The organism is Nocardioides marmotae, assembly GCF_013177455.1.
In the GTDB taxonomy this organism is placed as follows: domain Bacteria; phylum Actinomycetota; class Actinomycetes; order Propionibacteriales; family Nocardioidaceae; genus Nocardioides; species Nocardioides marmotae.
Genome location: NZ_CP053660.1, coordinates 3,748,761 through 3,773,062 on the forward strand (window position 1 = coordinate 3,748,761; position 24,302 = coordinate 3,773,062).

The following is a 24,302-nucleotide window of genomic DNA, read 5'->3' on the forward strand; positions in this document are numbered from 1 at the left end:
CGGTGATCGCGGTCACAGTCGCAGGTGAACTCTCAGGAACTCCAAGGTCCGGCGCATCGAGTCGGCGAACCGCGGCCCGAAGGCGTGCCCCTCCCCCGCGTAGACCTCCAGCTCCGCGTCGGCGCCCGCCTCGCGCAGCAGCCCGTGGGTCTGTCGCGACCACGCGACCGGGCAGGTGTCGTCGGCGGAGCCGTGCAGCATGAGCACCGGCTCGGTGACCCGGTCGAAGAAGGTGCGCGAGGACAGGTCGCGGTAGAAGCGCGGGCTCTCCTCCGGGGTGCCGAAGCGGTCGTAGTAGCGGGCCAGCTCCTCGGGCCGGTTCGGCTCGGTGAACTGCCGGATGTTGTCGACGAAGCGCGAGCTGACCGAGGCGAAGACGACCGCGGCGTCGACCAGCCCCGGCTCGGCGACCAGCGCGTTGAGGGTGACCCCGCCGCCCATCGAGCGGCCGAGCATCGCGAGCCGGTCGTCGTCGACGTACGGCTCCTGCTCGAGCGCCTTGACCGCCCCGATCGCGTCGCGGGTGTAGGCGAGCCGGCTCTCGCGGTCGACGTCGCCGACCGGGTCGGAGCCGGCGTGGCCGCGGTAGTCGGTGTGCAGCACGACGAAGCCGGCCGCGGCCAGCCACTCCTGCTCCCGCGACAGCCCGCGCCCGAGGGTGTAGATCGCCGGGTCGATGTAGCCGTGGTTGAGCACCACCGCCGGGAACGGCCCGCGCCCGCGCGGCACGAGCAGCTCGCCGGAGACGGTCGCGCCGTCGACGGTGTACGTCGCCGTCCAGCTGCGCCAGCGGGCGGTGCTCGCCAGCGGCTCGGTGCGCCGCAGCCGCCCGGCCCGCACGTCCTCGCGCATCAGCGCGGGCAGGGAGACCCGGTGGCGCACCGGCGGCAGCGCCTGCGGGTCCGCGCTCCCCGAGGCGGACGGGTCCCCCGACGGGGTGGCCGACGGGTCGGCCGAGGACGGCACCGGGCTGGCCGGCGGGGTGGTCTCGGTGGGTCCGCCGGCGGGGTCGTGCACCGGCTCGTCGCTGCACGCCGCGAGCGGCACCGACAGCGCGGTGGCCAGCGCGAGCGCGACGAGCCGCCTCACCGGTGGATGCGCCCCTCGGTCCGCGCGAGCGGCTCCCCGGACCCGCCCCAGCGCCCGGCGATGATCTCGGCGGCGATGCTGACCGCGGTCTCCTCCGGCGTCCGGGCGCCGAGGTCGAGCCCGATCGGGCTGCGCAGGCGGGCCAGCTCGGTCTCGGTCACGCCGGCCTCGCGCAGCCGCTCCATCCGGTCGTCGTGGGTGCGCCGCGAGCCCATCGCCCCGATGTAGGCGACCTCGGGCAGCCGCAGCGCCACCTCCAGCAACGGGACGTCGAACTTCGGGTCGTGGGTCAGCACCGTGACGACCGTCCGGCCGTCGATCCGGCCGGCCTGCTGCTCGGCGCGGAGGTAGCGGTGCGGCCAGTCCACGACCACCTCGTCGGCGTGGGGGAAGCGGGTCGCGGTGGCGAAGACGGGCCGGGCGTCGCACACGGTCACGTGGTAGCCGAGGAACGCCCCCACCCGGGCGACCGCGGCGGCGAAGTCGATGGCGCCGAAGACGAGCATCCGCGGCTTCGGGGCGAAGGCCCACACGAAGACGCGCATCCCCTCCCCGCGCCGCTCGCCGTCGGGCCCGTAGGTCAGCACCCCGCTCGTGCCGGCGGCGAGCAGGCCCAGCGCGTCGTCGCGGACCGCGTCGTCGGCGCGGGGCGAGCCCAACGACGAGCCCGACGACGAGCCCGACGACGAGCCCGACGACGAGCCCGCCGGCGCGTCGGGCCGCAGCAGCACCCGCCGGCCGACCCGGTCGGGGTCGGGGTGCTCGATGACGGTGGCGACGGCGACCGGCCGGCCCGCCTCGAGGTCCGCGGCGACCTCGGCCAGCTCGGGGAAGGTCGTGCGCGAGACCTTCTCGACGTACACGTCGAGGATCCCGCCGCAGGTCAGCCCGACGGCGAACGCGTCGTCGTCGGAGACGCCGTAGCGCTCCAGCACCGGTGCGCCGGACTCCACGACGGTCTGGGCGAGGTCGTAGACCGCGCCCTCCACGCAGCCGCCGGAGACCGACCCGACGGCCGTGCCGTCCGGGCCGACCAGCATCGATGCGCCCGGTGGGCGGGGTGCGGAGCGGAAGGTGGCGACGACGGTGCCGACGCCGACCTCCTCGCCGGCCTCCCACCACGCCATCAGCTCGGGCAGGACCTCACGCACCGGCGACCACCTCCACGACCTCGGCGTACGTCGCGAGCGAGTGCCCGGCGACGAAGTCGTCGACGTGCGGCAGCACCGCGACGACCCCCTGCTGGACCGGCTCGTAGCCGGCCTTCCCGCGGTGCGGGTTGACCCACACCAGCCGGTGCGCGACCCGGGCGAGTCCTTCGGCCTGCTCGGCGAGCAGGGTGCAGTCGCCGCGCTCCCACCCGTCGCTGAAGACCACGACCACCGCGCCGCGGGCCATCCCGCGGCGGCCCCAGCGGGTGAGGAAGGTGTGCAGGTTCTCCCCCAGCCGCGTGCCGCCCGACCAGTCCGGGACGGTGGCGCCGGCGGCGACGATCGCCTGCTCGGGGTCGCGCAGCCGCAGCGCGCGGGTCAGGTGGGTGAGCCGGGTGCCGAGCGTGAACGTCTCGACCGAGCCGGGCGCGGCCTGGGTGAACCGGTGCGCGAGGCGCAGCAGCGCGTCGGCGTACCCGCTCATCGAGCCGGACACGTCGACCAGCAGCACCACCCGGCGCGGCCGCGTGGCGCGGCGCCGGTGGACGACCTCGGCGGGCTCGCCCATCCGCCGCAGGCTGGCCCGCAGCGTGCGGGCGGCGTCGACCTCGCCGCGGCGCCAGGCCCGGTGCCGCGCGCTGCGGCGGTGCGGGGCGCGCGGGCGCAAGGTCGCGAAGAGCGCGGTGAGGCGGGCCCGCTCGGCCGGGGAGAGGCCGGCGACGTCGCGGTGGCGCAGCACCTCGGCGTCGCTGGCCATCGCCCGCACCACGTCGGCCTCCTCCGGCCCGCCGTCGCCACCGGCGGCCTCGGCCTCCGGCATCGAGGCGTACGACGTCGTGGCCGGCGCCGCCGGCCGGGGCCGGGGCAGGCCGGTGCGGTGGTCGAAGTACGCCGCGAACACCTGCTCGTGCCGGGCGAGGTCCGCCGGGCCGGCGCACAGGGTGGCGCGGCCGGCGGCGCGGGTGCCGTCCTCGGTGGGGCCGAGGAGCGCGACCGCCGCGAGGTACTGCTGAGCGCGGTCGGGGGTGACCGCGACGCCGGCGGCCCGGAGCGCGCGGGTGAAGCCGAGGAGCACCTCGTCGGCCCCGTGCAGGGTCTCCTCCTGGAGGTCCTGGAGGACGGTCACGGCGCGAGCATCCGGTCGAGGGCGACACGGACGCGGTCGGCGTCCTCGCGGTACTTCACCAGCGCCCCGAGGCTCGCCGCAGCCGTCGCGAGGTCGAGGTCGGTGGTGCCGAGGTGGTGCAGCGCGCGGGCCCAGTCGAGGGTCTCCGCGACGCCCGGCGGCTTGACCAGGCCGGTGTCGGCGCGCAGTCCCTGCACGACCTCGACGACCTGGCGGGTCAGCGACTCGGCGACCTCGGGGGCGCGCGAGCGGACGATCGCGACCTCGCGCTCCAGCGCCGGGTGGTCGATCCAGTGGTAGAGGCAGCGCCGCTTGAGCGCGTCGTGCAGCTCGCGGGTGCGGTTGGAGGTCAGCACGACGATCGGCGGCGTCGCGGCCCGCACGGTGCCGAGCTCCGGGATCGTCACCTGGTAGGTGGAGAGCACCTCGAGCAGGAACGCCTCGAACTCGTCGTCGGCGCGGTCGACCTCGTCGACGAGCAGCACGGCCGGGCTCTGCTGGAGCGCGGCCAGCACCGGGCGCGCGAGCAGGAACCGCTCGTCGTACAGGCTCTTCTCGGCCTCCTCCAGCCCGCCGGCCGCGGCCGCGCCGCCCGCGGCCTCGAGCGCGCGCAGGTGGAGGACCTGGCGGGGGAAGTCCCAGTCGTAGAGCGCCTGGGTGGCGTCGATCCCCTCGTAGCACTGCAGCCGCACCAGCGGCAGGTCCAACGCCTCGGCGATCGCCTCGGCCAGCGCGGTCTTGCCGGTGCCGGGCTCGCCCTCGAGCAGCAGCGGCCGGCCCATCCGCAGGGCGAGGAAGGTGACGGTGGCGAGCTCGGGGTCGACCAGGTAACCGGTCTCCCCCAGCCGCTCCGTCACGTCGCCGAGGTCGAGCAGCTGCGGGGTGACGGCGGTCATGCCCCGAGGCTACGACGAGGCTGTTGGGGGCCGGTTGGTTGACTGGCCCTCGTGGACGCGGAGGACGTGGGCGCCCGGCTCGAGCGCACGATCCTCGACCTGCTGGCCCAGCGCGAGGAGGGGAGGACGATCTGCCCCTCCGACGCGGCGCGCGCCGTGTGGTCCGGCCCGGAAACCGAGGGCTGGCGCGACCTGATGGAGCCCGCCCGGCAGGCCGCCCAGCGGCTCGTCGAGGCCGGCGAGGTCGAGGTGACCCAGCGCGGGGAGGTCGTCGACCTGCCCACCGCGCGCGGGCCGGTCCGGATCAGACGAGCCGCTCCGCGCTCTCGATGAAGGTGCGGCCGACCTTCGCCGCGCCGAACGAGGTGACGTAGAGGCCGGTGGTGACCCGCTCGAGGAAGCCCCACTCCCAGATCGCCGTCCGGTCCAGCCCCGTGCGCTCGGCCAGCAGGTCGGCGTAGCGGCCGAGCACCTGCGGCGCGTCGGGGCCGCGCAGCCGCCCGGTCCACTCCCGCAGGGTGACCCCGAGGTCGTAGGCCGGGTCGGCACGGAAGCCGTCGGGGTCGACGAGCACGAAGCCGCCCGGGGCGCCTGCCCGCTCCTCGCGCACGCGCAGCACGTTGGCCGGGTGCGGGTCGCCGTGGACCACCACGCAGCGCTCCGGGTCGTGGGCGGCCGCCCGCCGCTCGGCGCACGCCAGCGCGTGGGTCCGCACCCGCGGCGCCAGCGGCCGGCCGAGCCGGTCGTCGAGGTCGACCAGGAGCCGGGCCAGCGTGCTGGCCTTGTCCTCGCCGGCAACGACCTCCGGGGCGGTCGCGAGCGGGACGTGCCAGGCCTCGCGGAGCGTGTCGGCGAGGACGGCGAGCGTGCGCTCGGGCTCCCAGGCCGTCTGCTCCAGCGACGGGCCGAGCGCCTCGAGCAGCAGCGCCCGGCTGGCGGGGTCGTGGTCGTGGAGCCGGACGTACCCGCGGCCCGCCGCCGCGCGGAGGGTCCGCGGCTCGTCGGCCAGGTCCGCGTCGGGCACGGGCACCTTGACCACGCGCGGCTCGCCCGCGGCGGTCGTCGCGCCGGCGACGTACGACGCGCTGCCGCCGGGCAGGGGGCGGCCCCAGGTCAGCCCCCACCGCTCCGCCAGGTCGTCGAGCACGCGCGGCAGGCCGGCGACCCACGCCGCGCCGGCGTCACCCAGCGAGGCGACCCGGGCCCGGGTGAGCGGCTGGAGCCGGACGCGCTGGGCAGTCACGGGGCCGTCACCGGGAGTCGACGTCCACGCCGGTGGCGAGGTCGCCGCACTCGACCGGCGTGACGTCGTGGCTCGCGAGGTAGCCCTTCGCGCCGCGGTCCCCGCCGGTCTCGGCCAGCACGCCGGGCCAGTGGTCGCGGCCGAGCAGCACGGGGTGGCCGGGGACGCCGTCGTACGCCGCGCGGGCCAGCGCGTCGGGGGCGGCGTGCGCGGCGACCCGCCGGACGACCTCGGGCACCAGGTCGGGCAGGTCGACCAGCGTCACGAGGGCGGCGTCCGCGGCGGGGTCGGCCGCGGCGAGGCCGGCCCGGAGCGAGGCGGACATGCCGCTGGCCCAGTCCGCGGCGACGACGTGGGCCGTGCCCGGCGGCAGGAGCGCCACCGCGTCCTCGGCGCGGGCGCCCAGGACGACGGTGACCCGGTCGCAGCCGCCGGCGTCGAGCAGCCGGACCGCGCGGGCCAGCCAGTCCTCGACGAGCGCCTTGGGGGTGCCCATCCGGCGGCCCGCGCCGGCCGCGAGGACGATCCCGTGCAGCATCAGCGTCGGTCCCCTACTCGCCGAACGCCTGGGAGTACAGCGTCTGCAGCTCGCCGGTCGCCGGTCCGCTGAAGCCGCAGACGGTGACCCGGCCGTCGGTGGCCGAGACGAGGTACTGCTCGCCCTCGCGGAAGTCGACCGCGCCGGCGAGCAGCTGCATCTGCTCCGGCGGGGACTCCACCCGGACCTCGTCGGCCTCGGTGCCGGCGTACTGCTCGTCGACCTCCAGCACGACGGTGTCGTCGGCGAGCTCCTCGACGGTGCCGAGGAAGGCGACCTCCTGGGCCGCGAGCACCTCGGCGTTGGGCACCATGCAGCGGCTCTGCTGCGCCGCCGGGGCGGCCAGGGTCAGCACGGCCGGGGTCTCCTCGGCGCCGCCACCGCCGGCGGTGGGGGTCTCCTCGTCGTCGCCGCCCATCGTGGCGGTCAGGGCGACGCCACCGACGACCAGCACGGCCGCCGCGGCCGCGATCCAGGTCAGCGGGGAGCGTCGGGTGCGGGGCGCCTCGGGGCCGGCGTGGCTGCCGGAGCCGGTGGTGTCGTGGTCGGTGGTGCTCATCGCTGCCTCCAGGAGTCGGGCCACCCGGTCGGGCTCGGCCGGGGGGAGGGAGGCGGCCGGGTCGGCCGCGCGCAGCCGCTCGCGCAGCTGCGGGTCGTCGTCGTACGACGGCTCGTCGGGTCCGCTCATGGCCTGCTCCTCCCTCTCGACCCCTCATGTCCGGCAGCGGCGTCGATCTTTCGCAGCTCCTCGCGCAGCTTCTGCCGGGCCCGGTGCAGGCGGATGCTCACCGCGTTGGGCGTCAGCCCGAGCACGGTCGCGATCTCGCTAGGACCCAGCTGCTCCCAGGCCCACAGCCGCAGCAGCTCGGCCTCGTCGGGGCGCAGCGCGGCCAGCGCCTCGTCGAGCGGCACGTCGCCCTCGCCCTCCCCCGGCCCGGTCGTCGCCTGTGCGGGTGGGTCGAGGACGGCCACCTTCGCCGCCACCCGGCGCTGGCGGCGCGCGCTGCGCTCGGCGTTGGCCAGGGCGTTCCGCGCGACGCCGTACGCCCAGGGCAGCGGCTCGGCCGGCACCTCCTCCAGCCGCCGCCAGCACACCAGCAACGTCTCGGAGAGCACGTCGTCGGCCGTGGCGGGATCGGTACGTCGCGCGAGGAACCGCCGCAGCGGCTCGACCAGCGCCGGCGCCATCGCCTCGAACCGCGCCCTCCGGTCCTGCTCCTCGCCCGCCACGGCCCCACCCTCGCACGGCGCTTCATCAAGGGATGCAGGCCAGTCCTCACTCCCCCGTGCGAGCTCACCCGGGAAGTGCGGGTTCGTCTGCATACCTTGATGAACAGTCCGGCACGACCCCACGAACGACCCCACGAACGACCCCACGAACGACAGCAGGGCCCCCGCCGGAGCGGGGGCCCTGCTGGTGGTGCTGGTGGAGCGGTGGCTCCTGATCCTCAGATCAGAAGTCCATGCCGCCCATGCCGCCGGTCGGGTCGCCACCCATGGGGGCGGCCTTCTCCGGCTTGTCGGCGACGACGACCTCGGTGGTGAGGAACAGGGCCGCGATGGACGCCGCGTTCTGCAGCGCCGAGCGGGTCACCTTGGCCGGGTCGATGATGCCCTCGGCGATCATGTCGACGTACTCGCCGGTGGCCGCGTTGAGGCCGTGACCGGCCTCCAGGTTCGCGACCTTCTCCGCCACGACGCCACCCTCGAGACCGGCGTTGATCGCGATCTGCTTGAGCGGGGCCGAGGTGGCGACGCGGACGATGTTGGCGCCGACGGCCTCGTCGCCCGACAGGTCCAGCTTGTCGAACGCGATGGCCGCAGCCTGGACGAGCGCGACGCCACCGCCGGCGACGATGCCCTCCTCGACGGCCGCCTTCGCGTTGCGAACGGCGTCCTCGATGCGGTGCTTGCGCTCCTTGAGCTCGACCTCGGTGGCCGCGCCGACCTTGATGACGGCCACGCCGCCGGCCAGCTTGGCGAGGCGCTCCTGGAGCTTCTCGCGGTCGTAGTCGGAGTCGGACTTCTCGATCTCCGCGCGGATCTGGTTGACGCGACCGGCGATCTGGTCGGCGTCACCAGCACCCTCGACGATGGTGGTCTCGTCCTTGGTGATGACGACCTTGCGGGCCTGGCCGAGGAGCTCGATGCCGGTGGTCTCGAGCTTGAGGCCGACCTCCTCGGAGATGACCTGGCCGCCGGTGAGGATCGCGATGTCCTGCAGCATGGCCTTGCGGCGGTCGCCGAAGCCCGGAGCCTTGACGGCGACGGACTTGAAGGTGCCGCGGATCTTGTTCACGACCAGGGTCGAGAGCGCCTCGCCGTCGACGTCCTCGGCCAGGATGACGAGCGGCTTGCCCGACTGCATGACCTTCTCGAGGATCGGCAGCAGGTCCTTGACGTTCGAGACCTTCTGGTTCGCGATGAGGATGTAGGGGTCCTCGAGGACCGTCTCCATGCGCTCGGGGTCGGTCACGAAGTACGCCGAGATGTAGCCCTTGTCGAAGCGCATGCCCTCGGTGAGCTCGAGGTCGAGCCCGAAGGTGTTCGACTCCTCGACGGTGATGACGCCTTCCTTGCCGACCTTGTCCATCGCCTCGGCGATGATCTCGCCGACCGTGGGGTCAGCGGCGGAGATCGAGGCCGTCGAAGCGATCTGCTCCTTGGTCTCGACGTCCTTGGCCATCGCCAGCAGCTGCTCGGACACGACCGTCACGGCCGCCTCGATGCCGCGCTTGAGGCCCATCGGGTTCGCGCCGGCCGCGACGTTGCGCAGGCCCTCGCGGACCATCGCCTGAGCGAGGACGGTCGCCGTCGTCGTGCCGTCACCGGCGACGTCGTCGGTCTTCTTCGCGACCTCCTTGACCAGCTCGGCGCCGATCTTCTCGTAGGGGTCCTCGAGCTCGATCTCCTTGGCGATGCTGACACCGTCGTTGGTGATCGTGGGGGCGCCCCACTTCTTCTCGAGGACGACGTTGCGGCCCTTGGGACCGAGCGTGACCTTGACGGCGTCGGCGAGCGTGTTCATGCCACGCTCCAGGCCGCGCCGGGCCTCCTCGTTGAATGCAATCAGCTTGGGCATGTTCCTGCGGTTCCTCACGCTGGAAGTTGCGGATCCGGCTCGGTGGGCTGCCCGCGACGGACGGTCCCGCGACCCGGCGAACCCTTTCTCGCCGGCGCGTCGGACCTCAGCTGGCACCGATCCGGTTGTCACTCTCATGGCGAGAGTGCCAAGTCCCATGTTTAGCACTCGACCCTGGCGAGTGCAAGAACGCTCAGCCCCTGCCGAGGGCGGAGACGACCGTGTCCGCGAACGGTCCGGCCAGCTCCGGCGCGAGGTCGAGGTAGAGACCCGGCTCGATCAGCTCCAGCTCGCCGACCGCCCAGCCGCCCTCGAGCAGCACCAGGTCGACCCGGGCGTACGCCGGCGGGGAGCCGAGCCGGCGGGCAGCCGCGGCCACGGCCGCCCGGGCCAGCTCCGCGCGGGCCGGGTCGACCGGCACGGCGGCCGAGGTGCCGCCGTACAGCTCGTGGACCCGCACCTCGCCGCCGGCCGGCCGCTTGTCGACCTGGCCGACCACCTCGCCGTCGAGCACCCACATCGAGGACTCCCCGGTCGTGCGCACCGACTCCACCAGGGGCTGCACCACCCAGGGGCCGGCGACCAGGCCCTCGAGCCGCAGGTCGTCGGTGCGCTCGACCACGACCACGCCGACCCCGCCGGCGCCGGTGCGCGGTTTGACCACGACGGTGCCCCACCGCTCCAGCGCGGCGGCCAGCCCCTCGACCAGGCCGCGGTCCTCGAGCAGCGCGGTCGGCACGACGGGGACGTCCGCGGCGAGCTCGAGGAGGTAGGACTTGTCGGCGTTCCAGGCCAGGACGTCGGAGCCGTGCAGCAGCGTGGTCTCCTTCTCGACGCCGCGCGCCCACGCCAGGAACTCGGCGTACCGGCGCTGGTAGTCCCACGTCGAGCGAACCACGACCAGATCGGCGGCGGCCCAGTCGACACCCGCGTCGTCCCAGACGACCCACCGCGCCGCGACCCCGCGCTCGGCCAGCGCGTCGACGAGCAGCCCGCCCCCGGGCTCACCGTCGGGCAGCAGGCAGAAGGTCGCGAGGAGGACCTCGCTCATCGTCCGGTCAGGCGCTTGAGCCGCCCGGGCACGGCGACGACGGCGCGGCCGGCGCGCCACGTCGCGCTCGAGCGGACCTCGGCCAGCTCGCGCTCGAGCCGGCGGACGCGGCGCTCGGCCCGGGTCGCCCGGGCCTCGGCGTCGGCCGCGCGCTGCTCGGCCCGGCGGGCGCGGCGCAGGGCGCGGTCGAGGTCGGCGGCGACGGCGGTGTGCATCTGCTTGGTCGCCTTCGCACCGAACCGGCGGGCCGCCTTGAGCTCGGTCTCCAGCCGGCGCAGGCCGGCGTCGACGGCGGGCTGCTGACGCTGCTGCTGCTGCTGGCCGCTCACGACTTCCTCCAGAACACGCCGGCCCAGTCGATGGTCTCGATGGGGTCGCTGATGCCGCGGGCGTCGCGGAAGTCGTGGATCGCCTCCGCGCAGGCCGGCACCGCGCCGTAGTCGTCGACGATGACGTACCCGCCGGGCGAGACCTTGTCGTAGAGGGCGTCGAGGGCGTCCATCGTCGAGGAGTACATGTCGCCGTCGAGCCGCAGCACCGCCAGGTTCTCGATCGGCGCGGTCGGCAGGGTGTCGCTGAACCAGCCCTGGAGGAAGCGGACCTGCCCGTCGAGCAGGTCGTAGCGGCGGAAGTTCTCCTTCACCTGGTCCACCGAGATGGCGAGCTCGTCGCGCGTGTGGTGCTGGTCGCCGGCGTCGGCCTCGAACCGCCCGTCGGGGGCGGGCAGCCCCGCGAAGGAGTCCGCGACCCACACGGTCCGGCCGGTCTCGCCGTACGCCTTGAGGACCGCGCGCATGTAGATGCACGACCCGCCGCGCCACGCGCCGGTCTCGATGAGGTCCCCCGGTACGCCGTCGGCGATGACGCTCTCCACGCAGGCCCGCACGTTGGCCAGCCGCTTCATCCCGATCATCGTCTCGGCGTCGGCGGGCCAGTCCCGGCCCTCCTCGCGCCGCCCGGCGTCGAAGTGGCCGGCCTCGACCATGCGGACGTCGCGACCCTTCAGCGAGCGCACCACGAGGTCCCACAGGTAGGACTCGTAGGACCGCGACGGCAGCTTGACCGTCACGTTGCGCCCCTCGAACCCGTAGCGGGTGAGCATCTTGGCCATCAGGTCGAGGTAGAGGTCGGTCGCGGGAGTGGTCACGGGGGTGGTCACGGCGCCGACCCTAGGGGACGGCACCGGTGCCGTCGTGTCGATCGAGGGCCGGTCTGCGCGTCATGGAGGTGGAACACTCACCGATCGAAGGAGGAACCATGACCGAGTACGTCGTGCTGCTGCCCGGGGACGAATCCGTCTGGGAGGCCGCGAGCGAGGAGGAACGCGCCGCGACCTACGCCCGGCACGCGGAGTTCTCCCGGCTGCTGGAGGGGCGCGGGCACCGGATCACCGGCGGCGCCGAGCTCGCGCACTCCCGGGGCGCGCGGACGGTGCGCTCCGACGGGGCGGGCGGGACCGTGGTCACCGACGGGCCGTACGCCGAGACCGTCGAGCAGCTCAGCGGGTTCTACCTCGTCGAGAGCGACGACCTCGAGGACCTGCTCGACGTCTGCGGGCTCCTCGTGGCGCCCGGGGAGGCCGTCGAGGTGCGGGCCACGATCGCCGCCGGCCCGGACGCGACGGGCGGTGCGGCATGAGGTTCCTGCTGCTGATGGCCGAGGCGGACCACTTCGACAGCTGGGAGTCGGCCCCGCCGGCGCACCGGGACCGGGTGGTCGCCGACTTCCAGGCCTTCGACGAGGCGGTGCGGGCGCGCGGGACGATCCTGGCCGGCGAGGCCCTGGACCGCCCCGAGGCGGCGCGGACGGTCCGCCCGGGCGCGGACCGCCCCGTCACCGAGGGACCGTTCGCGGAGACCGTCGAGCAGCTCGGCGGCTTCTACCTCGTCGACGTGGACTCCCACGACGCCGCCGTCGAGCTGGCCGCGCTGCTGCCCCGGGAGTACACCGTGGAGGTCCGGCCGGTCGTCGAGGTCGATCTCTGACCCCGCTCGAGCAGGCGCTGCGCGACGACTGGGGCCGGCTGCTGGCGCTGCTCGTCGCGCGGTTCCGCCGTCTGGACCTCGCCGAGGACGGCCTGGCCGACGCCTTCGAGGCCGCGGCCCGCACCTGGCCGGTCGACGGCGTGCCGGGCAACCCGGCGGCCTGGCTGCTGACCGCCGCCCGGCGCCGGGTGCTCGACCGGCTGCGCGCCGAGGAGGTCGCGGTGCGCAAGGAGCCGCTGCTGGTGGTCGAGGCCGAGCTCACCGCCACCGCGCAGCGGGTGGTGGCCGACGCCGGGGAGGTGCTGGTGGACGAGCGGCTGCGGCTGGTGCTCCTGTGCGCCCACCCCTCGCTGTCCCGCGAGGCCGCCGCGGCGCTGACGCTGCGCCTGGTCCTGGGCGTCCCGACCGGGGACGTCGCCCGACTCTTCCTCGTGCCGAAGGCGACGATGGCCGCGCGGCTGACGCGGGCGCGCAAGCGGCTGGCCGGCGAGCGGTTCGAGGTCCCACCGGCGGCCGAGCTGGCCGACCGCGTGGCCGTCGTGGCCGACGTCGCCTACCTGGCGTTCACCACCGGCTACGCCCCCGGCTCGGGGGCCGACGTCCTCCGCGCGGACGTCGCGGGCGAGGCGGTGCGCCTGGTGCGCGTGCTCCGCGACGTCCTCCCGGCCGGCACACCGACCGCGGAGCTCGACGCCCTGCTGGCGCTCCTGCTGCTGCAGCACTCCCGCCGCGACGCCCGGGTCCGCGACGGCCGGCTCGTCCTGCTCCCCGACCAGGACCGCGGACGCTGGCACCACGACGAGGTGCTCGAGGCGCTCGACCTGCTGCGGCCCCTGGTGAGCGCTCCGCCGGCGCCGTACCTGCTGCAGGCGCTCGTCGCCGCCGAGCACGCGATCGCGCCGAGCGCCGAGCAGACGGCCTGGCACCGGGTGGTCGCGCGCTACGACGAGCTGCTCGCCCTGGCCGACTCCCCCGTCGTCCGGCTCAACCGGGCGGTGGCGGTCGCCGAGGCCGACGGCCCCGCGGCGGGGCTGCGCGAGCTCGAGGGCGTCGCGCTGCCCGGTCACCGGCTGCCCGCGGCGCGGGCCGAGCTGCTCGCGCGTGCGGGCCGCACGGACGAGGCGCGCACGGCGTACGACGCCGCCCTCGCGCTGTGCCGCAACGACGCCGAGCGCACCCACCTGCTCGCCCGCCGCGAGCGGCTCAGCCGCCCGCGACCGCCGGGATGACCGAGACCTGGGCGCCGTCGGGCGTCGGGGTGGCGAGGTCGTCGAGGAAGCGGACGTCCTCGTTGCCGACGTAGACGTTGACGAACCGGCGCAGCGCGCCGTTGTCGTCGAGGATGCGCCCCTTGATGCCGGCGTAGCTGGCGTCGAGGTCCTCGAGCACCTCCGCGAGCGTGCTGCCGGTGGCCGTCACCTCGGAGGCGCCGTCGGTGTAGGTGCGCAGGATGGTCGGGATGCGGACGGAGACGGGCATGCGGGTGCTCCTGGGGCTCGGGGGCGCTCAGGCCAGGCCGGTGGCGGCGAAGGCGGCGTACGTCGGGGCGATGGTGGCGACTGGCCCGACCGAGCCGGAGACCGCGTCGAGGGTCTTCAGGCCGTGGCCGGTGTTGATGACGACGGTCTCGAGCTCGGGGTCGAGCTGGCCGGACTCGACGAGCTTCTTCAGCACGCCGACCGTGGTGCCGCCGGCGGTCTCGGTGAAGATCCCCTCGGTGCGGGCCAGCAGCACGATGGCCTCGCGGACCTCGTCGTCGGTGATGTCCTCGACCGCGCCGCCGGTCTGCCGGCAGACGTCGAGGACGTAGATGCCGTCGGCGGGGTTGCCGATGGCCAGGCTCTTGGCGATGGTGTCGGGCTTGACCGGGCGGATCGCGTCGACGCCGGCCTTGTAGGCGACCGAGACCGGCGAGCAGCCGGCCGCCTGCGCGCCGTACACCTTGTAGGGCTTGTCCTCGACCAGGCCGAGGGTGATCAGCTCCTGGAAGGCCTTGTGCACCTTGGTCAGCTGCGAGCCGCTCGCGACGGGGATGACGATCTGGTCCGGCAGCCGCCAGCCGAGCTGCTCGGCGATCTCGTAGCCGAGCGTCTTGGAGCCCTCGGCGTAGAAGGGGCGGACGTTGACGTTGACGAACGCCCAGCCCTCCTCCTCGCCGGCGATCTCCGAGGCGAGCTTGTTGACGTCGTCGTAGTTGCCGTCGACGGCGACCAGGGAGTCGGTGAAGACCGCGGAGTTGACCTGCTTGGGGTGCTCGAGGTTGCTCGGGATGAACACCACGGTCTTGATGCCGGCGCGGGCGCCGGCCGCGGCGACCGCGTTGGCGAGGTTGCCGGTGCTCGGACAGGCGAAGACCTTGGCGTCCAGCTCGCGCGCCGCGCTCAGCGCGCAGGCGACCACGCGGTCCTTGAAGGAGTTGGTGGGGTTGGTCGAGTCGTCCTTGACCCACAGCTTGGCCAGGCCGAGCTCGGCGGCGAGGTTCCTCGCCTCGAGCAGGCGGGTGTAGCCCGGCTCGGTGTTGGGGCTGGTCTCGATGTCGGTCGGGACCGGCAGCAGCGCCTTGTAGCGCCAGATGTTGCGCGGCCCGGCCTCGATCTCCTCGCGGGTGACCTGCGGGAAGTCGTAGGCGACCTCCAGCGGACCGAAGCACTCGGTGCACGCGTAGTGGGGGCCCAGCTCGACCTCGGTGCCGCACTCGCGACACACCAGGGCTCGGGCGTTCCCGAAGGCCCCCTCGCGGATCCGGGACTTCTCGACAACGGCAGCGCTCATGACCGACCTCCTTCTCATCTTCCCCGGGTCACGACGGTCGTGCCGGGCGGAATTGGCACCGTTACCGACGACCGTCCCGGTTTCACCGGGGGCGGAGGCGCGTTGGCGGTTGCCGGGACTTCACAGGGCCGTTCCCTCTGTCCCTCTGGATGAGCTGGGCAGAACAGTACGTCCCCCGTCCCAACCCGTGAAACCGGGTCCCGCGATGTGGACACGTGGGGGCGTGGGCGGTGGGGCGCGCGTCCCACCTTTAGGTGGTACGCACCCGCTTCTGGGGCAATATTTCGCCCCAGAAGCGGTCGTATCCCACCTATAGGTGGGATACGACCGCTTCCGGGGCAGGACTACCGCGAGCGGGCGTCGGCGGCGCGGGCGTCGGCGGTGAGGCGGCGGAGGAGCCCGAGGACGCCCTCGGGGCCGTGGACGACGACGTCGGCGCGGTCGACGAGCGCGCTGACCTCGTCGGAGGCCGAGCAGACGAGCAGGGTGGGCATGCCGTCCTTGCCGAGGGCGGTGACGGCGTCGAAGGCCTCGAGGTCGCCGAGGTCGTCGCCGGCGAAGAGGAACCCACCGGCCCCGACCTCGGCGGCGAGGGTGTCGACGGCCTTGCCCTTGTCCATGCCGGGGGCGCGGACCTCGATCACGTTGCGGCCCGGCTCGAGGACCAGCCCGTTGCGGGCGGCGAGGTCGCGCAGCACCGGCAGCAGCCGCTCGAAGGCGCCCTCGGGGTCGGGGAGGCGGCGGGTGTGCACGGCGTGCGCGAGGCCCTTGTCCTCGACCCAGGCGTCGGCGGCGTCGGCGCGACGCAGCGCGCGAGGCAGGTCGCGGAGGAACGTCGCGAGCCCGTGCGGCGGGCGCGGGGAGACGATGCGGCGGCGGGTGGAGGACCACCGCTCGTTGCCGTACTGGCCGAACAGGTAGAGCTCCTTGCCGGCCTCGCCGATCGCGTTGCCGACCTCCTCGAGCCCGCCGAGGTCGAGGGCCTGGCGGGCGGGCCGGCCGGTGACGACCGCGACCGCGGCGACGACCTGGGCGAGGTCGACGAGGACCTCGGGGGCGTCGGGGTGGATGTGCGCCCGCGTGGGGTCGTCGACGATCGGCGAGAGGGTGCCGTCGAAGTCGAGGCCGATCACGGCGCGGTCGGCGGCGCGCACCAGCGCGGCGTACTTCTGCTCTCCCTCGGCGGAGGTGAACTCCATGCCCCCCAGGTTCCCAGACCGAGCCGGCGCCCGCACGTGGGGCCGGTCACGGCCGCGCGCAGGTCAGGCGCAGGTCAGGCGCAGGTCAGTCCAGCGGGCCCGTGAGGATGACGGTGAGCCGGTCGAGCCGCATCGGGTCGACGGCCGGCATCGTGCGGTCGATGCCGAGGTCGAGCGCGAGCAGCTTCGCGGCACGCTCGAGGCGCCGGGGGTAGTAGACGGTCGAGGCGGGGATGGTGCCGACCCAGTTGTCGGAGCCGACGACCTGCCAGCCGGCCTGGCCGGCGCGGTCCGAGACGGTGCCGGCGAGCCCGGTGATGCCGGAGTTGTTGTAGACCTCGACGTAGACCTCCGAGCGCTTGACCGGGGGCTTGGCGGGCTTGGGCTTCTTGGTCGGCCCGGCCGCCGGCGTGCTGGGCGCGGCGCTGGGCGTCTCCTTGGCCGAGATCGTGGTGATCTCGCGCTCGGTCGGCTCGCCGCCGCGGGTGGCGACGAAGGCGATGCCGGCCATCGCCACCGCGATGATGCTGAGCATCACCACCGGCGAGGGGAAGACGAAGCCGCGCTGGTCGCGGTGGCGGGCGGAGAGCCGGGTGGCCATCGCGCTCAGACCTCGAAGCCGAGGCGGCGGGCCGAGCGCTGGCGCTGCCGCTGGGACCGGAGCCGGCGCAGGCGGCGGACGAGCAGCGGGTCGGCCTCGAGCGCCTCGGGACGGTCGATGAGGGCGTTGAGGACCTGGTAGTAGCGCGTCGAGCTCATGTCGAACTTCTCGCGGACCGCGGTCTCCTTCGCGCCGGCGTACTTCCACCACTGGCGCTCGAACTCGAGGATCTCTCGGTCGCGGTCGCTCAGGCTCGGCGTGGCCCCGGCCTCGTGGCCGTCGAGGGCGTTCGCGGCGTCCATGCGCAGTCTCCCGGGAGCTGGTCGTTCGATGGGTGTCCGGACGTCACTGTAGGCGACGAACCACAGCGGTGTCATTCGCATCGCCCGGCCCGTCCACCGGTGTTGTGGGAGTCTCGGCGGCGTGACCGAGCCAGCCGCCGCACCGACCCGCTGGGGCATCCTCGCCACCGGCAAGATCGCCCGCACCTTCGCCCGCGACCTGGCGCTCGTGCCCGACGCCGAGCTGGTCGCGGTCGGGTCCCGGCGGGCGGAGGCCGCAGCGGCGTTCGCCGCCGAGCACGGCGGACGGCCGCACGGCTCCTACGAGGAGCTGGTCGCCGACCCCGACGTCGAGGTCGTGTACGTCGCCAGTCCGCACGCCCTGCACCTCGAGCACGCCCGCCTGGCCTTCGAGGCCGGCAAGCACGTGCTGTGCGAGAAGCCGCTGACCCTCTCGACCGCCGACGCCGAGGAGATGGTCCGCCTCGCCGGGAAGCACGACCGCTTCCTCATGGAGGCGATGTGGACCGCGTGCCACCCGCTCGTCCGCACGGTCGCGGAGCAGGTGCGCGCTGGCCGGTACGGCACGCCCCGCCACCTGCACGCCGAGCTCGGCTTCCGCGTCGACGCCGGACCGGACGACCGGATGCTCGACCCGGCCCTGGGCGCCAGCGCGCTGCTCGACATGGGGATCTACCCGCTGACCTTCGCCCACCTCGTGCTCGGCGAGGCCGAGCAGCTGACCGGCACCGCCGACCTCTCCGACCGCGGCATCGACCTCGACGTCGCGATCAGCGGCCGCTACCCCGGCGGCGCGCTCGCCACCATGACCGCCTCGATCACCTCGTGGTCCTCGCGGGCCGCCGCGATCGCGACCGACCTCGGCCGGATCGACGTCCCCGACTTCCACCACCCCACCCGCGCGACGTTCACGCCGTACGACGGCGGCGACGGCGACGCGGCGCGCGAGCCGGTCGAGATCCTCGCCGAGGACGCGGTCATCGGCCGCGGCTACGGCAACGAGATCGCCGAGGTGGGCCGCTGCCTGCGCGCCGGCCTGCGGGAGAGCCCGTGGGTGCCGCACACGCAGACCCTGACCCTGATGCGGCAGATGGACGCGGTCCGCGCGCAGGTCGGCGTCTCCTTCGGCTGAGCGGCTGAGCGGCTGAGCTGAGCGGCCGGGCGGTCAGCCGGCCGAGCGCAGGTAGCTGATCACCGCGGCGACCCGGCGGTGGGCGGCGCCGTCGTCGGGGGCGAGGCCGAGCTTGGCGAAGATCCGCTGGGTGTGCTTCTCGACCGCGCCGAGGCTGACCACCATCGCCTCGGCGATCGCGCTGTTGGAGCGCCCCTCGGCCATCAGTGCGAGGACCTCGTGCTCGCGCGGGGTGAGCGCGGCGAGCGGGTCGCGGCGCGCGCCCATCAGCCGGCGCACCACCTGCGGGTCGAGCGCGGTGCCGCCGCGGGCGACGGTGTCGAGCGCGGCGGTGAAGTCGTCGAGGTCGGCGACGCGGTCCTTGAGCAGGTAGCCCACCCCGCCCTGGCCGGCGGCCAGCAGGTCGGCGGCGTAGGCGACCTCGACGTACTGGGAGAGCACGAGCAGCCGGGCCTCGGGCCAGGCCCGGCGCACCTCGACGGCGGCGCGCAGCCCCTCGTCGGTGTGGCTGGGCGGCATCCGCACGTCGACGATGCCGACGTCGGGGCGGTGCTCGAGCACGGCCGCGACGAAGGCCGGGCCGTCCGCGACCGAGGCCACGACCTCGTGGCCGGCCTCGGCGAGGAGCAGCTGGAGCCCCTCGCGCAGCAGGAAGGAGTCGTCCGCGACGACGATCCTCATCCCCACCTCACCGCCGCCTCACCGCGCCCCCGTCGGCACCAGCGCCGAGACCACCGTCGGCCCGCCGGCCGGCGACTCCAGGCCCAGCGAGCCGTCGACCGCGAGCAGCCGCTGGCGCAGCCCGGCCAGGCCGTGCCCCTTGGCCTCGTGCGCGCCCCCGGCGCCGTCGTCCTCGACCCGGACCAGCAGCGCGTCGCCCGCGTCGCGCACGTGCACCCGCGCGGAGCTCGCGCCGCTGTGCTTGGCGACGTTGGTGAGCGCCTCGCTCACCACGAAGTACGTCGTGGTCTCCACGTGCGGCGGGAGGCCGGCGGGCACGTCGATGTCGGCCTCGACCGGGACCGCGCTGCGGGCGGCGAGGTCCTCCAGCGCGACCTGGAGGCCGCGGTCGACCAGCAGCGGCGGCGCGATGCCGCGCGAGAGCGAGCGCAGCTCCTCGACGGTCTCCCCCACCTGCGCCAGCGCCTCCTCGATCGTCGCCGCGGCCCGGTCCGGGTCGGACTCGAGCTGGCGCCGGGCGCGCCCGAGGTCCATCCCGAGGCGGACCATCCGCTGCTGCGGGCCGTCGTGGATGTCGCGCTCGAGCCGCCGCAGGGACTCCGCCTCCGCGCTGCGCGCGGCGCTGCGGCCGGTCTCCACGCGACGTACCTCCTGCTGGAGCTCGGCGCGCCCGCTGAGCAGGCTCCAGGCCAGGCCGGCGTGGAGCGCGGCGACCGCCCGGACGGCCCAGGGCAGCGTGAGCAGGGCGACCACGCCGAGAGCGGCGTTGAGCAGCGACTCGGCCACCGCGCCGGAGCCCAGGCCGAGCAGCTCGGCCAGGCCACCGTCGTCCTCGCCGTCGGGGAGCCAGATCTGCCAGAACCAGTACGTCGCCCCCGACCCGATCGCCGCCCACCAGACGACCGTGACGAGGAAGGCGAGCGAGCCGGTGACCAGGCCGACGATCGACCAGGTCAGGTCGAGCCACGACTGCGGGTCGCGCAGCGGGGTGACGGCGCGGCGCAGCAGGCCGTCGCCCTCGCGGGCGCAGAGGTAGGCCGGCGTGGGCGCCTCGCGGCCGAGGAGCGTGCGCTGGCGGTGCCGCTCGAGGCGGGCGAACCCGCGGGCGACCATCGCGGCCAGGGAGAGCACCAGGACGCCGTACACGATCACGACCAGCCCCGCGCCGAGGCTGAGCAGGGTCACCGCGAGCACGAACGCCGGCAGCGCGAGGACGAAGGAGCTGAGCGCGTAGGCGCTGTCGAGGAGGGTGCGCCGCACCAAGCCGTGCGGGAGGGCGGTGGGGGGTCTCATGGTGGTCGTGGTCATGGCTCCGAGCCTGGTCGGCCGAGCGGTCGGGCACGATCCTGCCAGCACGACGACCGGGGTGGGGCCAGCCCGACACCCGGGCCCCACCCGGACCCCACCCGGACCCTGCCCGCGACCGGCCCGCCCCGCCCCCGCTCCGAGCCGTGTGGGGCCGAGGCGGGTTGGGCACTCCCCTAGGGTGAGCACCGTGTCTGCCGACCTCGTGATCGTGGCCAACCGACTACCGGTCGACCGGGTGGAGCAGCCGGACGGGACGATGGGCTGGCGGACGTCGCCCGGCGGCCTGGTCACCGCCATCGAGCCGGTGATGCGCGCCAACGACGGCACCTGGATCGGGTGGCCCGGCGGGACCGACGAGGACCTCGAGCCGTTCGAGGCCGACGGCATGAAGCTCGTGCCGATGTCGATGACCCAGGCCGAGATCGAGGGCCACTACGAGGGCTTCTCCAACGCCACCCTGTGGCCGCTCTACCACGACCTCGTGGCCAAGCCGGAGTTCCACCGGGAGTGGTGGGACTCCTACGTCTCGGTCAACCGCCGCTTCGCCGAGAAGGCCGCCGAGCTGGCCTCCGAGGGCGCGACGGTGTGGGTGCACGACTACCAGATGCAGCTGGTCCCGCTGATGCTGCGCGAGCTGCGCCCGGACCTGCGGATCGGCTTCTACCTCCACATCCCGTTCCCGCCGGCCGAGCTCTTCCAGCAGCTCCCCTGGCGCCGCCAGCTCCTCGAGGGGCTCCTCGGCGCGGACATGATCGGCTTCCAGCTGCCCGGCGGCGCGCAGAACTTCGTGCGCCTGGTCCGCCAGCGCGTCGGCCACAAGACCCACCGCGACCTGGTCTACCTGCCCGACGGCCGCACCGTCCGCGCCGCGGCGTTCCCGATCTCCATCGACGCCGCCGGCTTCGAGGCGATGGCCCGCTCCGAACCCGTCGCCGCCCGCGCCGCGGAGATCCGCGAGGCGCTCGGCAACCCGCGCAAGGTGTTCCTCGGCATCGACCGGCTCGACTACACCAAGGGCATCTACGCCCGGCTGCGCGCCTTCAGCGAGCTCATCGCCGACGGCCACCTCGACGTCGAGGACGCCGTCTTCGTGCAGGTCGCGGTGCCCTCGCGCGAGCAGGTCGAGCAGTACCGCATCCTCCGCGACGACATCGACCGCCTCGTCGGCCGGGTCAACGGCGACCTCGGCCGGATCGGCCGCCCGGCGATCAGCTACCTGCACTCCTCCTACCCCCGCGAGGAGATGGCCGCGCTCTACCGGGCCGCCGACGTCATGGTCGTCACGCCCTACCGCGACGGCATGAACCTCGTCGCCAAGGAGTACGTCGCGTGCCGGCTCGAGGACACCGGCGCGCTGGTGCTCTCGGAGTTCGCCGGCGCCGCGAACGAGCTGCGCCAGGCCTGGCTGGTCAACCCCTACGACATCAACGGCATGAAGTCGGCCCTGCTCGACGCCTACAGCGCCGACGACCGCGAGACCCGTCGGCGGATGAAGGCGATGCGCCGGACCGTCGCCCAGAACGACGTCGCCGCGTGGGCCGACGCGTTCATGAGCGAGCTCGCCGAGGTCCCCGGCTCGCACGGCAAGGCCGTCCGGCCGGCGAAGCGGTCGTAGGGCGCTCGGGGCCTGCCGGGGTCCTGCCGGGGCCTGTCGGGGCCTGTCGGGGTCACCGGTTAACCGGTGACTCCTGCACTTATCGGGGCAGATCTCCCCTGATAAGTGCAGGACTCGCCTGAGAAGTACGCCGCTCAGGCAGGCAGCAGCCCGGCGGCGGCGAGCGCGTCGAGGAGCGGGCGGGGGTCGGGCTGCTCGGCGGTGCCCTGCAGCACGACGGTGTCGGCCCCGGCCTCGCGCAGCTCACCGACCCGCGCGGCGACCCGGGCGGGCAGGTCGGCCTCGGTCGGGTCGACCTCGGCGTAGACGGTGACGACCGCCCGGCCGGGTCGGCCCGAGGCCGAGCGGCCCTCGTCGACCAGGCCGCGGGCGCGGCGGACCGAGGCGGGGTCGCTGCCGGAGTCGTCGAGCAGCACGCCGTCGGCCACCTCGCCGGCCAGCCGGACGGTCCGCGGGCCGCGCGCGCCGACGAGCAGCGGCGGCCGCTGGGCCGGTGGCCGGTCGAGCGCGACGCGGTCGAGGGCGACGTACCGTCCGGAGGCGTCGACGCGGCGGCCGTCGAGGAGGTCGCGGACGGCCTCGGTGTGCTCGCGCAGCAGCGTCAGCGGCGAGCCGACCGCGCCGCCGACCTGAGCCGTCCAGTCCTGGACGCCGTGGCCGAGCACCGGCACGAGCCGGCCCGGCCAGAGCCGGGCGAGGGTGGCGATCTCCATCGCGGCGAGGGCCGGGTTGCGCAGCGGCACGGGCAGCAGGCCGACGCCGACCCGCACCCGCTCGGACCAGGCCAGCGCCGCGGTCGCGGCGGTCAGCCCGCCGTCGAGGAAGCAGTCCTCCCACAGCCACAGCTCCGGCACGCCCGCCTCGTCGGCGGCGCGGACCACCGCGCGCAGGTCCTCGGGCGGCTGCTGGGGGCGGAAGACGATCCCGGTGCTCACCCGGGTCAGCGTGCCACGGCGGGGTGGGGGTCGTCGGGCAGCCGGCCGAGCACGAGGTCCTCGATCGTGGCGGCGAGCTCCGGGCTCGGCAGGCCCCAGCCGGGCTCGTAGCCGTAGGCCTCCCGCAGGCTCGTGGCCGCGCGCGTCCCGTCGACGAGGTCGACGTCGTCGGGCCCGATGAGGGCGGGGTGGACCACGCCCACCGCCTCGGCGATCTTGAGCAGGTCGCGCCGCAACGAGGCGACGTACGTCGCCGCGCGCACCGACTTCAGCGCCGGGTCGAGCCCGCGGGCCAGCCGCGGGTCCTGGGTGGCGACGCCGGTCGGGCAGGTGTCGGCGTGGCACTTCTGCGCCTGGATGCAGCCGATCGCGAGCATCGCCTCCCGGCCGACGCTGATCCCGTCGACGCCCAGCGCCAGCGCGACGACGGCGTTCTCCGTCAGCCCCAGCTTGCCGCCGCCGAGGAAGGTGACCTCGTCCTGGAGCCCCGCGCGGGCGAAGCGCCGGTAGACCTCGGCGAACCCGAGCCGGAAGGGATAGGCGACCGAGTCGGAGAAGACCATCGGCGCCGCGCCGGTCCCACCCTCGCCGCCGTCGATGGTGACGAAGTCGACGCCGCGGTCGCGGCTGCTCATCAAGGTCACCAGCTGGTCCCAGAAGGTCATGTCACCGACCGCGGACTTGATGCCGACCGGCAGCCCGGTCTCTGCGGCCAGCAGCTCGACGAAGTCCAGCATCGAGTCGGTGTCGGAGAAGGCCGTGTGCCGGCTCGGCGAGGCGCAGTCCTGCCCGACGGGGATGCCGCGGATCTCGGCGATCTGCGGGCTCACCTTCGCGCCGGGAAGCATGCCGCCGAGCCCGGGCTTGGCGCCCTGCGACAACTTGATCTCCAGCGCCCGGACCGGCGCGGAGGCGACGAGGTCCCTGAGCCGCGCGAGGTCGAAGCGGCCCTCGGCGTCGCGGCAGCCGAAGTAGGACGTGCCGATCTGGAAGATCAGCTCGCCGCCGTTGCGGTGGTACGGCGAGAGCCCGCCCTCGCCGGTGTTCTGCAGGCAGCCGGCCAGGGCGGCGCCGCGGTTGAGCGCCTCGACGGCGTTGCCCGAGAGCGAGCCGAAGCTCATGCCGGAGATGTTGACGATCGAGCCCGGCCGGAAGGCCTTGGTGCGGCCACGCGGCCCGCCGAGCACCTTGCCCATCGGCAGCGGGACGTTCTCCTCGGCGTGCGGGGCGGTGGCGGCGCCGGGGCCGGCGAAGGTCCGGTGCTTGACCACGGGGTAGCCCGAGCTGTTCTCGATGTCGTTGTCGGTGCCGAACCCGACGTAGGTGTTCTCGCCCTTGGAGGAGGCATAGACCCAGCGGCGCTGGTCGCGGGAGAAGGGGCGCTCCTCGTCGTTGGAGGTGACGATGTACTGCCGCAGCTCGGGGCCGAACCGCTCCAGGGTGTAGCGCAGGTGTCCGACCACGGGGAAGTTGCGCAGGATCGCGTGCTTGCGCTGCGTGAGGTCGTGGGCGGCGACCGCCCCGAGGGCGGCCGCGCCGACGGCGGCGATCTTCGTCCAGCTCATGTCCTGTGCGGTACCCGCATCGCCCGGTACG

The 24,302-nt window shown here is 74.6% G+C and carries 27 protein-coding genes and 1 riboswitch; of the genes, 6 read left to right on the forward strand and 21 right to left on the reverse strand.

Going from position 1 to position 24,302, the window contains the following annotated elements; genetic code table 11:
• Window positions 1–12 precede the first annotated feature (12 nt).
• Genes HPC71_RS17790 through HPC71_RS17805 form a run of 4 tightly spaced genes read right to left on the reverse strand, consistent with a single transcriptional unit; the run spans window position 13 to window position 4,262 of the window.
• A complete protein-coding gene (locus HPC71_RS17790; RefSeq protein ID WP_171897001.1) occupies window positions 13–1,089 on the reverse strand; it encodes an alpha/beta hydrolase family protein in 1,077 nt (358 codons plus the stop codon).
• The gene (locus tag HPC71_RS17795; protein ID WP_171897002.1) at window positions 1,086–2,240 is read right to left on the reverse strand and encodes an XdhC family protein; all 1,155 of its coding nucleotides are present in this window, start codon (window positions 2,238–2,240) and stop codon (window positions 1,086–1,088) included. The genes HPC71_RS17790 and HPC71_RS17795 overlap by 4 nt, the downstream gene beginning before the upstream one ends.
• A complete protein-coding gene (locus HPC71_RS17800; RefSeq protein WP_253943772.1) occupies window positions 2,233–3,366 on the reverse strand; it encodes a vWA domain-containing protein in 1,134 nt (377 codons plus the stop codon). Before HPC71_RS17800 ends, HPC71_RS17795 begins: the two co-directional genes overlap by 8 nt.
• Entirely contained in the window at window positions 3,363–4,262 is a 900-nt protein-coding gene (locus tag HPC71_RS17805) for an AAA family ATPase (protein WP_154615427.1), read from the reverse strand. Before HPC71_RS17805 ends, HPC71_RS17800 begins: the two co-directional genes overlap by 4 nt.
• Before the next feature lie 51 nt (window positions 4,263–4,313).
• On the opposite strand from HPC71_RS17805, the gene HPC71_RS17810 reads away from it, so the two are divergent.
• The gene (locus tag HPC71_RS17810; RefSeq protein ID WP_171897003.1) at window positions 4,314–4,595 is read left to right on the forward strand and encodes a DUF3253 domain-containing protein; all 282 of its coding nucleotides are present in this window, start codon (window positions 4,314–4,316) and stop codon (window positions 4,593–4,595) included.
• Here HPC71_RS17810 and HPC71_RS17815 read toward each other — a convergent pair.
• From HPC71_RS17815 to HPC71_RS17850, 8 genes are all read right to left on the reverse strand, one after another.
• Complete coding sequence (locus HPC71_RS17815) at window positions 4,567–5,505, reverse strand: aminoglycoside phosphotransferase family protein (protein ID WP_171897004.1); 939 nt, start codon at window positions 5,503–5,505, stop codon at window positions 4,567–4,569. The genes HPC71_RS17810 and HPC71_RS17815 overlap by 29 nt on opposite strands.
• A 7-nt stretch (window positions 5,506–5,512) precedes the next feature.
• The gene (locus HPC71_RS17820; RefSeq protein WP_154615423.1) at window positions 5,513–6,043 is read right to left on the reverse strand and encodes a nucleotidyltransferase family protein; all 531 of its coding nucleotides are present in this window, start codon (window positions 6,041–6,043) and stop codon (window positions 5,513–5,515) included.
• 13 nt (window positions 6,044–6,056) lie between these two features.
• Window positions 6,057–6,731: a hypothetical protein gene (locus HPC71_RS17825; protein WP_154615421.1), complete on the reverse strand. Its 675-nt coding sequence runs from the start codon at window positions 6,729–6,731 to the stop codon at window positions 6,057–6,059.
• Window positions 6,728–7,273: an RNA polymerase sigma factor gene (locus HPC71_RS17830; protein WP_253943773.1), complete on the reverse strand. Its 546-nt coding sequence runs from the start codon at window positions 7,271–7,273 to the stop codon at window positions 6,728–6,730. The genes HPC71_RS17825 and HPC71_RS17830 overlap by 4 nt, the downstream gene beginning before the upstream one ends.
• Before the next feature lie 223 nt (window positions 7,274–7,496).
• The gene (groL, locus tag HPC71_RS17835) at window positions 7,497–9,125 is read right to left on the reverse strand and encodes a chaperonin GroEL (RefSeq protein WP_154615417.1); all 1,629 of its coding nucleotides are present in this window, start codon (window positions 9,123–9,125) and stop codon (window positions 7,497–7,499) included.
• Window positions 9,126–9,318: 193 nt separating this feature from the next.
• Complete coding sequence (locus HPC71_RS17840; RefSeq protein WP_154615415.1) at window positions 9,319–10,176, reverse strand: ATP-grasp domain-containing protein; 858 nt, start codon at window positions 10,174–10,176, stop codon at window positions 9,319–9,321.
• On the reverse strand, window positions 10,173–10,505 hold the full coding sequence (locus HPC71_RS17845; protein ID WP_154615413.1) for a hypothetical protein: 333 nt from the start codon (window positions 10,503–10,505) through the stop codon (window positions 10,173–10,175). Before HPC71_RS17845 ends, HPC71_RS17840 begins: the two co-directional genes overlap by 4 nt.
• Entirely contained in the window at window positions 10,502–11,335 is an 834-nt protein-coding gene (locus HPC71_RS17850) for a TylF/MycF family methyltransferase (RefSeq protein ID WP_216656453.1), read from the reverse strand. The genes HPC71_RS17845 and HPC71_RS17850 overlap by 4 nt, the downstream gene beginning before the upstream one ends.
• Before the next feature lie 98 nt (window positions 11,336–11,433).
• Here HPC71_RS17850 and HPC71_RS17855 point away from each other — a divergent pair, with 98 nt between their 5' ends.
• The 3 genes from HPC71_RS17855 to HPC71_RS21185 all read left to right on the forward strand — a co-directional run bounded on the left by HPC71_RS17855 (window position 11,434) and on the right by HPC71_RS21185 (window position 13,390).
• Entirely contained in the window at window positions 11,434–11,814 is a 381-nt protein-coding gene (locus HPC71_RS17855; RefSeq protein WP_154615411.1) for a YciI family protein, read from the forward strand.
• Window positions 11,811–12,161, forward strand: a complete 351-nt coding sequence (locus tag HPC71_RS17860) for a YciI family protein (protein ID WP_154615702.1) — start codon at window positions 11,811–11,813, stop codon at window positions 12,159–12,161. The genes HPC71_RS17855 and HPC71_RS17860 overlap by 4 nt, the downstream gene beginning before the upstream one ends.
• Window positions 12,162–12,301: 140 nt before the next feature.
• Window positions 12,302–13,390, forward strand: a complete 1,089-nt coding sequence (locus HPC71_RS21185) for an RNA polymerase sigma factor (protein WP_321207484.1) — start codon at window positions 12,302–12,304, stop codon at window positions 13,388–13,390.
• On the opposite strand, the gene HPC71_RS17870 is transcribed toward HPC71_RS21185, so the two are convergent.
• The 5 genes from HPC71_RS17870 to HPC71_RS17890 all read right to left on the reverse strand — a co-directional run bounded on the left by HPC71_RS17870 (window position 13,365) and on the right by HPC71_RS17890 (window position 17,035).
• Window positions 13,365–13,640: a MoaD/ThiS family protein gene (locus HPC71_RS17870; protein WP_154615409.1), complete on the reverse strand. Its 276-nt coding sequence runs from the start codon at window positions 13,638–13,640 to the stop codon at window positions 13,365–13,367. The two genes, HPC71_RS21185 and HPC71_RS17870, sit on opposite strands and share 26 nt — an antisense overlap.
• A 27-nt stretch (window positions 13,641–13,667) precedes the next feature.
• Window positions 13,668–14,933: a threonine synthase gene (gene thrC / locus HPC71_RS17875; RefSeq protein WP_154615407.1), complete on the reverse strand. Its 1,266-nt coding sequence runs from the start codon at window positions 14,931–14,933 to the stop codon at window positions 13,668–13,670.
• 11 nt (window positions 14,934–14,944) lie between these two features.
• Window positions 14,945–15,089: riboswitch (SAM riboswitch) on the reverse strand.
• Between the two features lie 188 nt (window positions 15,090–15,277).
• A complete protein-coding gene (gene otsB / locus HPC71_RS17880; protein ID WP_154615405.1) occupies window positions 15,278–16,132 on the reverse strand; it encodes a trehalose-phosphatase in 855 nt (284 codons plus the stop codon).
• An 85-nt stretch (window positions 16,133–16,217) separates the two neighbouring features.
• A complete protein-coding gene (locus HPC71_RS17885) occupies window positions 16,218–16,733 on the reverse strand; it encodes a LytR C-terminal domain-containing protein (protein WP_154615403.1) in 516 nt (171 codons plus the stop codon).
• 5 nt (window positions 16,734–16,738) lie between these two features.
• Window positions 16,739–17,035 carry a DUF3263 domain-containing protein gene (locus HPC71_RS17890; RefSeq protein WP_154615400.1) on the reverse strand — a complete coding sequence of 99 codons (297 nt, stop codon included), beginning with the start codon at window positions 17,033–17,035 and terminating at the stop codon, window positions 16,739–16,741.
• Window positions 17,036–17,156: 121 nt separating this feature from the next.
• On the opposite strand from HPC71_RS17890, the gene HPC71_RS17895 reads away from it, so the two are divergent.
• The gene (locus tag HPC71_RS17895; protein ID WP_171897005.1) at window positions 17,157–18,167 is read left to right on the forward strand and encodes a Gfo/Idh/MocA family protein; all 1,011 of its coding nucleotides are present in this window, start codon (window positions 17,157–17,159) and stop codon (window positions 18,165–18,167) included.
• A gap of 33 nt (window positions 18,168–18,200) precedes the next feature.
• Here HPC71_RS17895 and HPC71_RS17900 read toward each other — a convergent pair whose 3' ends face one another.
• Both HPC71_RS17900 and HPC71_RS17905 read right to left on the reverse strand, forming a co-directional pair.
• A complete protein-coding gene (locus HPC71_RS17900) occupies window positions 18,201–18,848 on the reverse strand; it encodes a response regulator (RefSeq protein ID WP_154615398.1) in 648 nt (215 codons plus the stop codon).
• Between the two features lie 18 nt (window positions 18,849–18,866).
• Window positions 18,867–20,156, reverse strand: coding sequence for a sensor histidine kinase (locus HPC71_RS17905; RefSeq protein WP_154615396.1), 1,290 nt, complete (start codon window positions 20,154–20,156; stop codon window positions 18,867–18,869).
• A gap of 178 nt (window positions 20,157–20,334) precedes the next feature.
• Here HPC71_RS17905 and HPC71_RS17910 point away from each other — a divergent pair, with 178 nt between their 5' ends.
• A complete protein-coding gene (locus HPC71_RS17910) occupies window positions 20,335–21,771 on the forward strand; it encodes an alpha,alpha-trehalose-phosphate synthase (UDP-forming) (protein ID WP_171897006.1) in 1,437 nt (478 codons plus the stop codon).
• 134 nt (window positions 21,772–21,905) lie between these two features.
• Here the strand turns inward: HPC71_RS17910 and HPC71_RS17915 are convergent, their stop codons facing one another.
• Complete coding sequence (locus HPC71_RS17915; protein WP_216656455.1) at window positions 21,906–22,706, reverse strand: LLM class flavin-dependent oxidoreductase; 801 nt, start codon at window positions 22,704–22,706, stop codon at window positions 21,906–21,908.
• A gap of 5 nt (window positions 22,707–22,711) precedes the next feature.
• The gene (locus tag HPC71_RS17920) at window positions 22,712–24,271 is read right to left on the reverse strand and encodes an FMN-binding glutamate synthase family protein (RefSeq protein WP_154615392.1); all 1,560 of its coding nucleotides are present in this window, start codon (window positions 24,269–24,271) and stop codon (window positions 22,712–22,714) included.
• Between the last annotated feature and the right edge of the window lie 31 nt (window positions 24,272–24,302).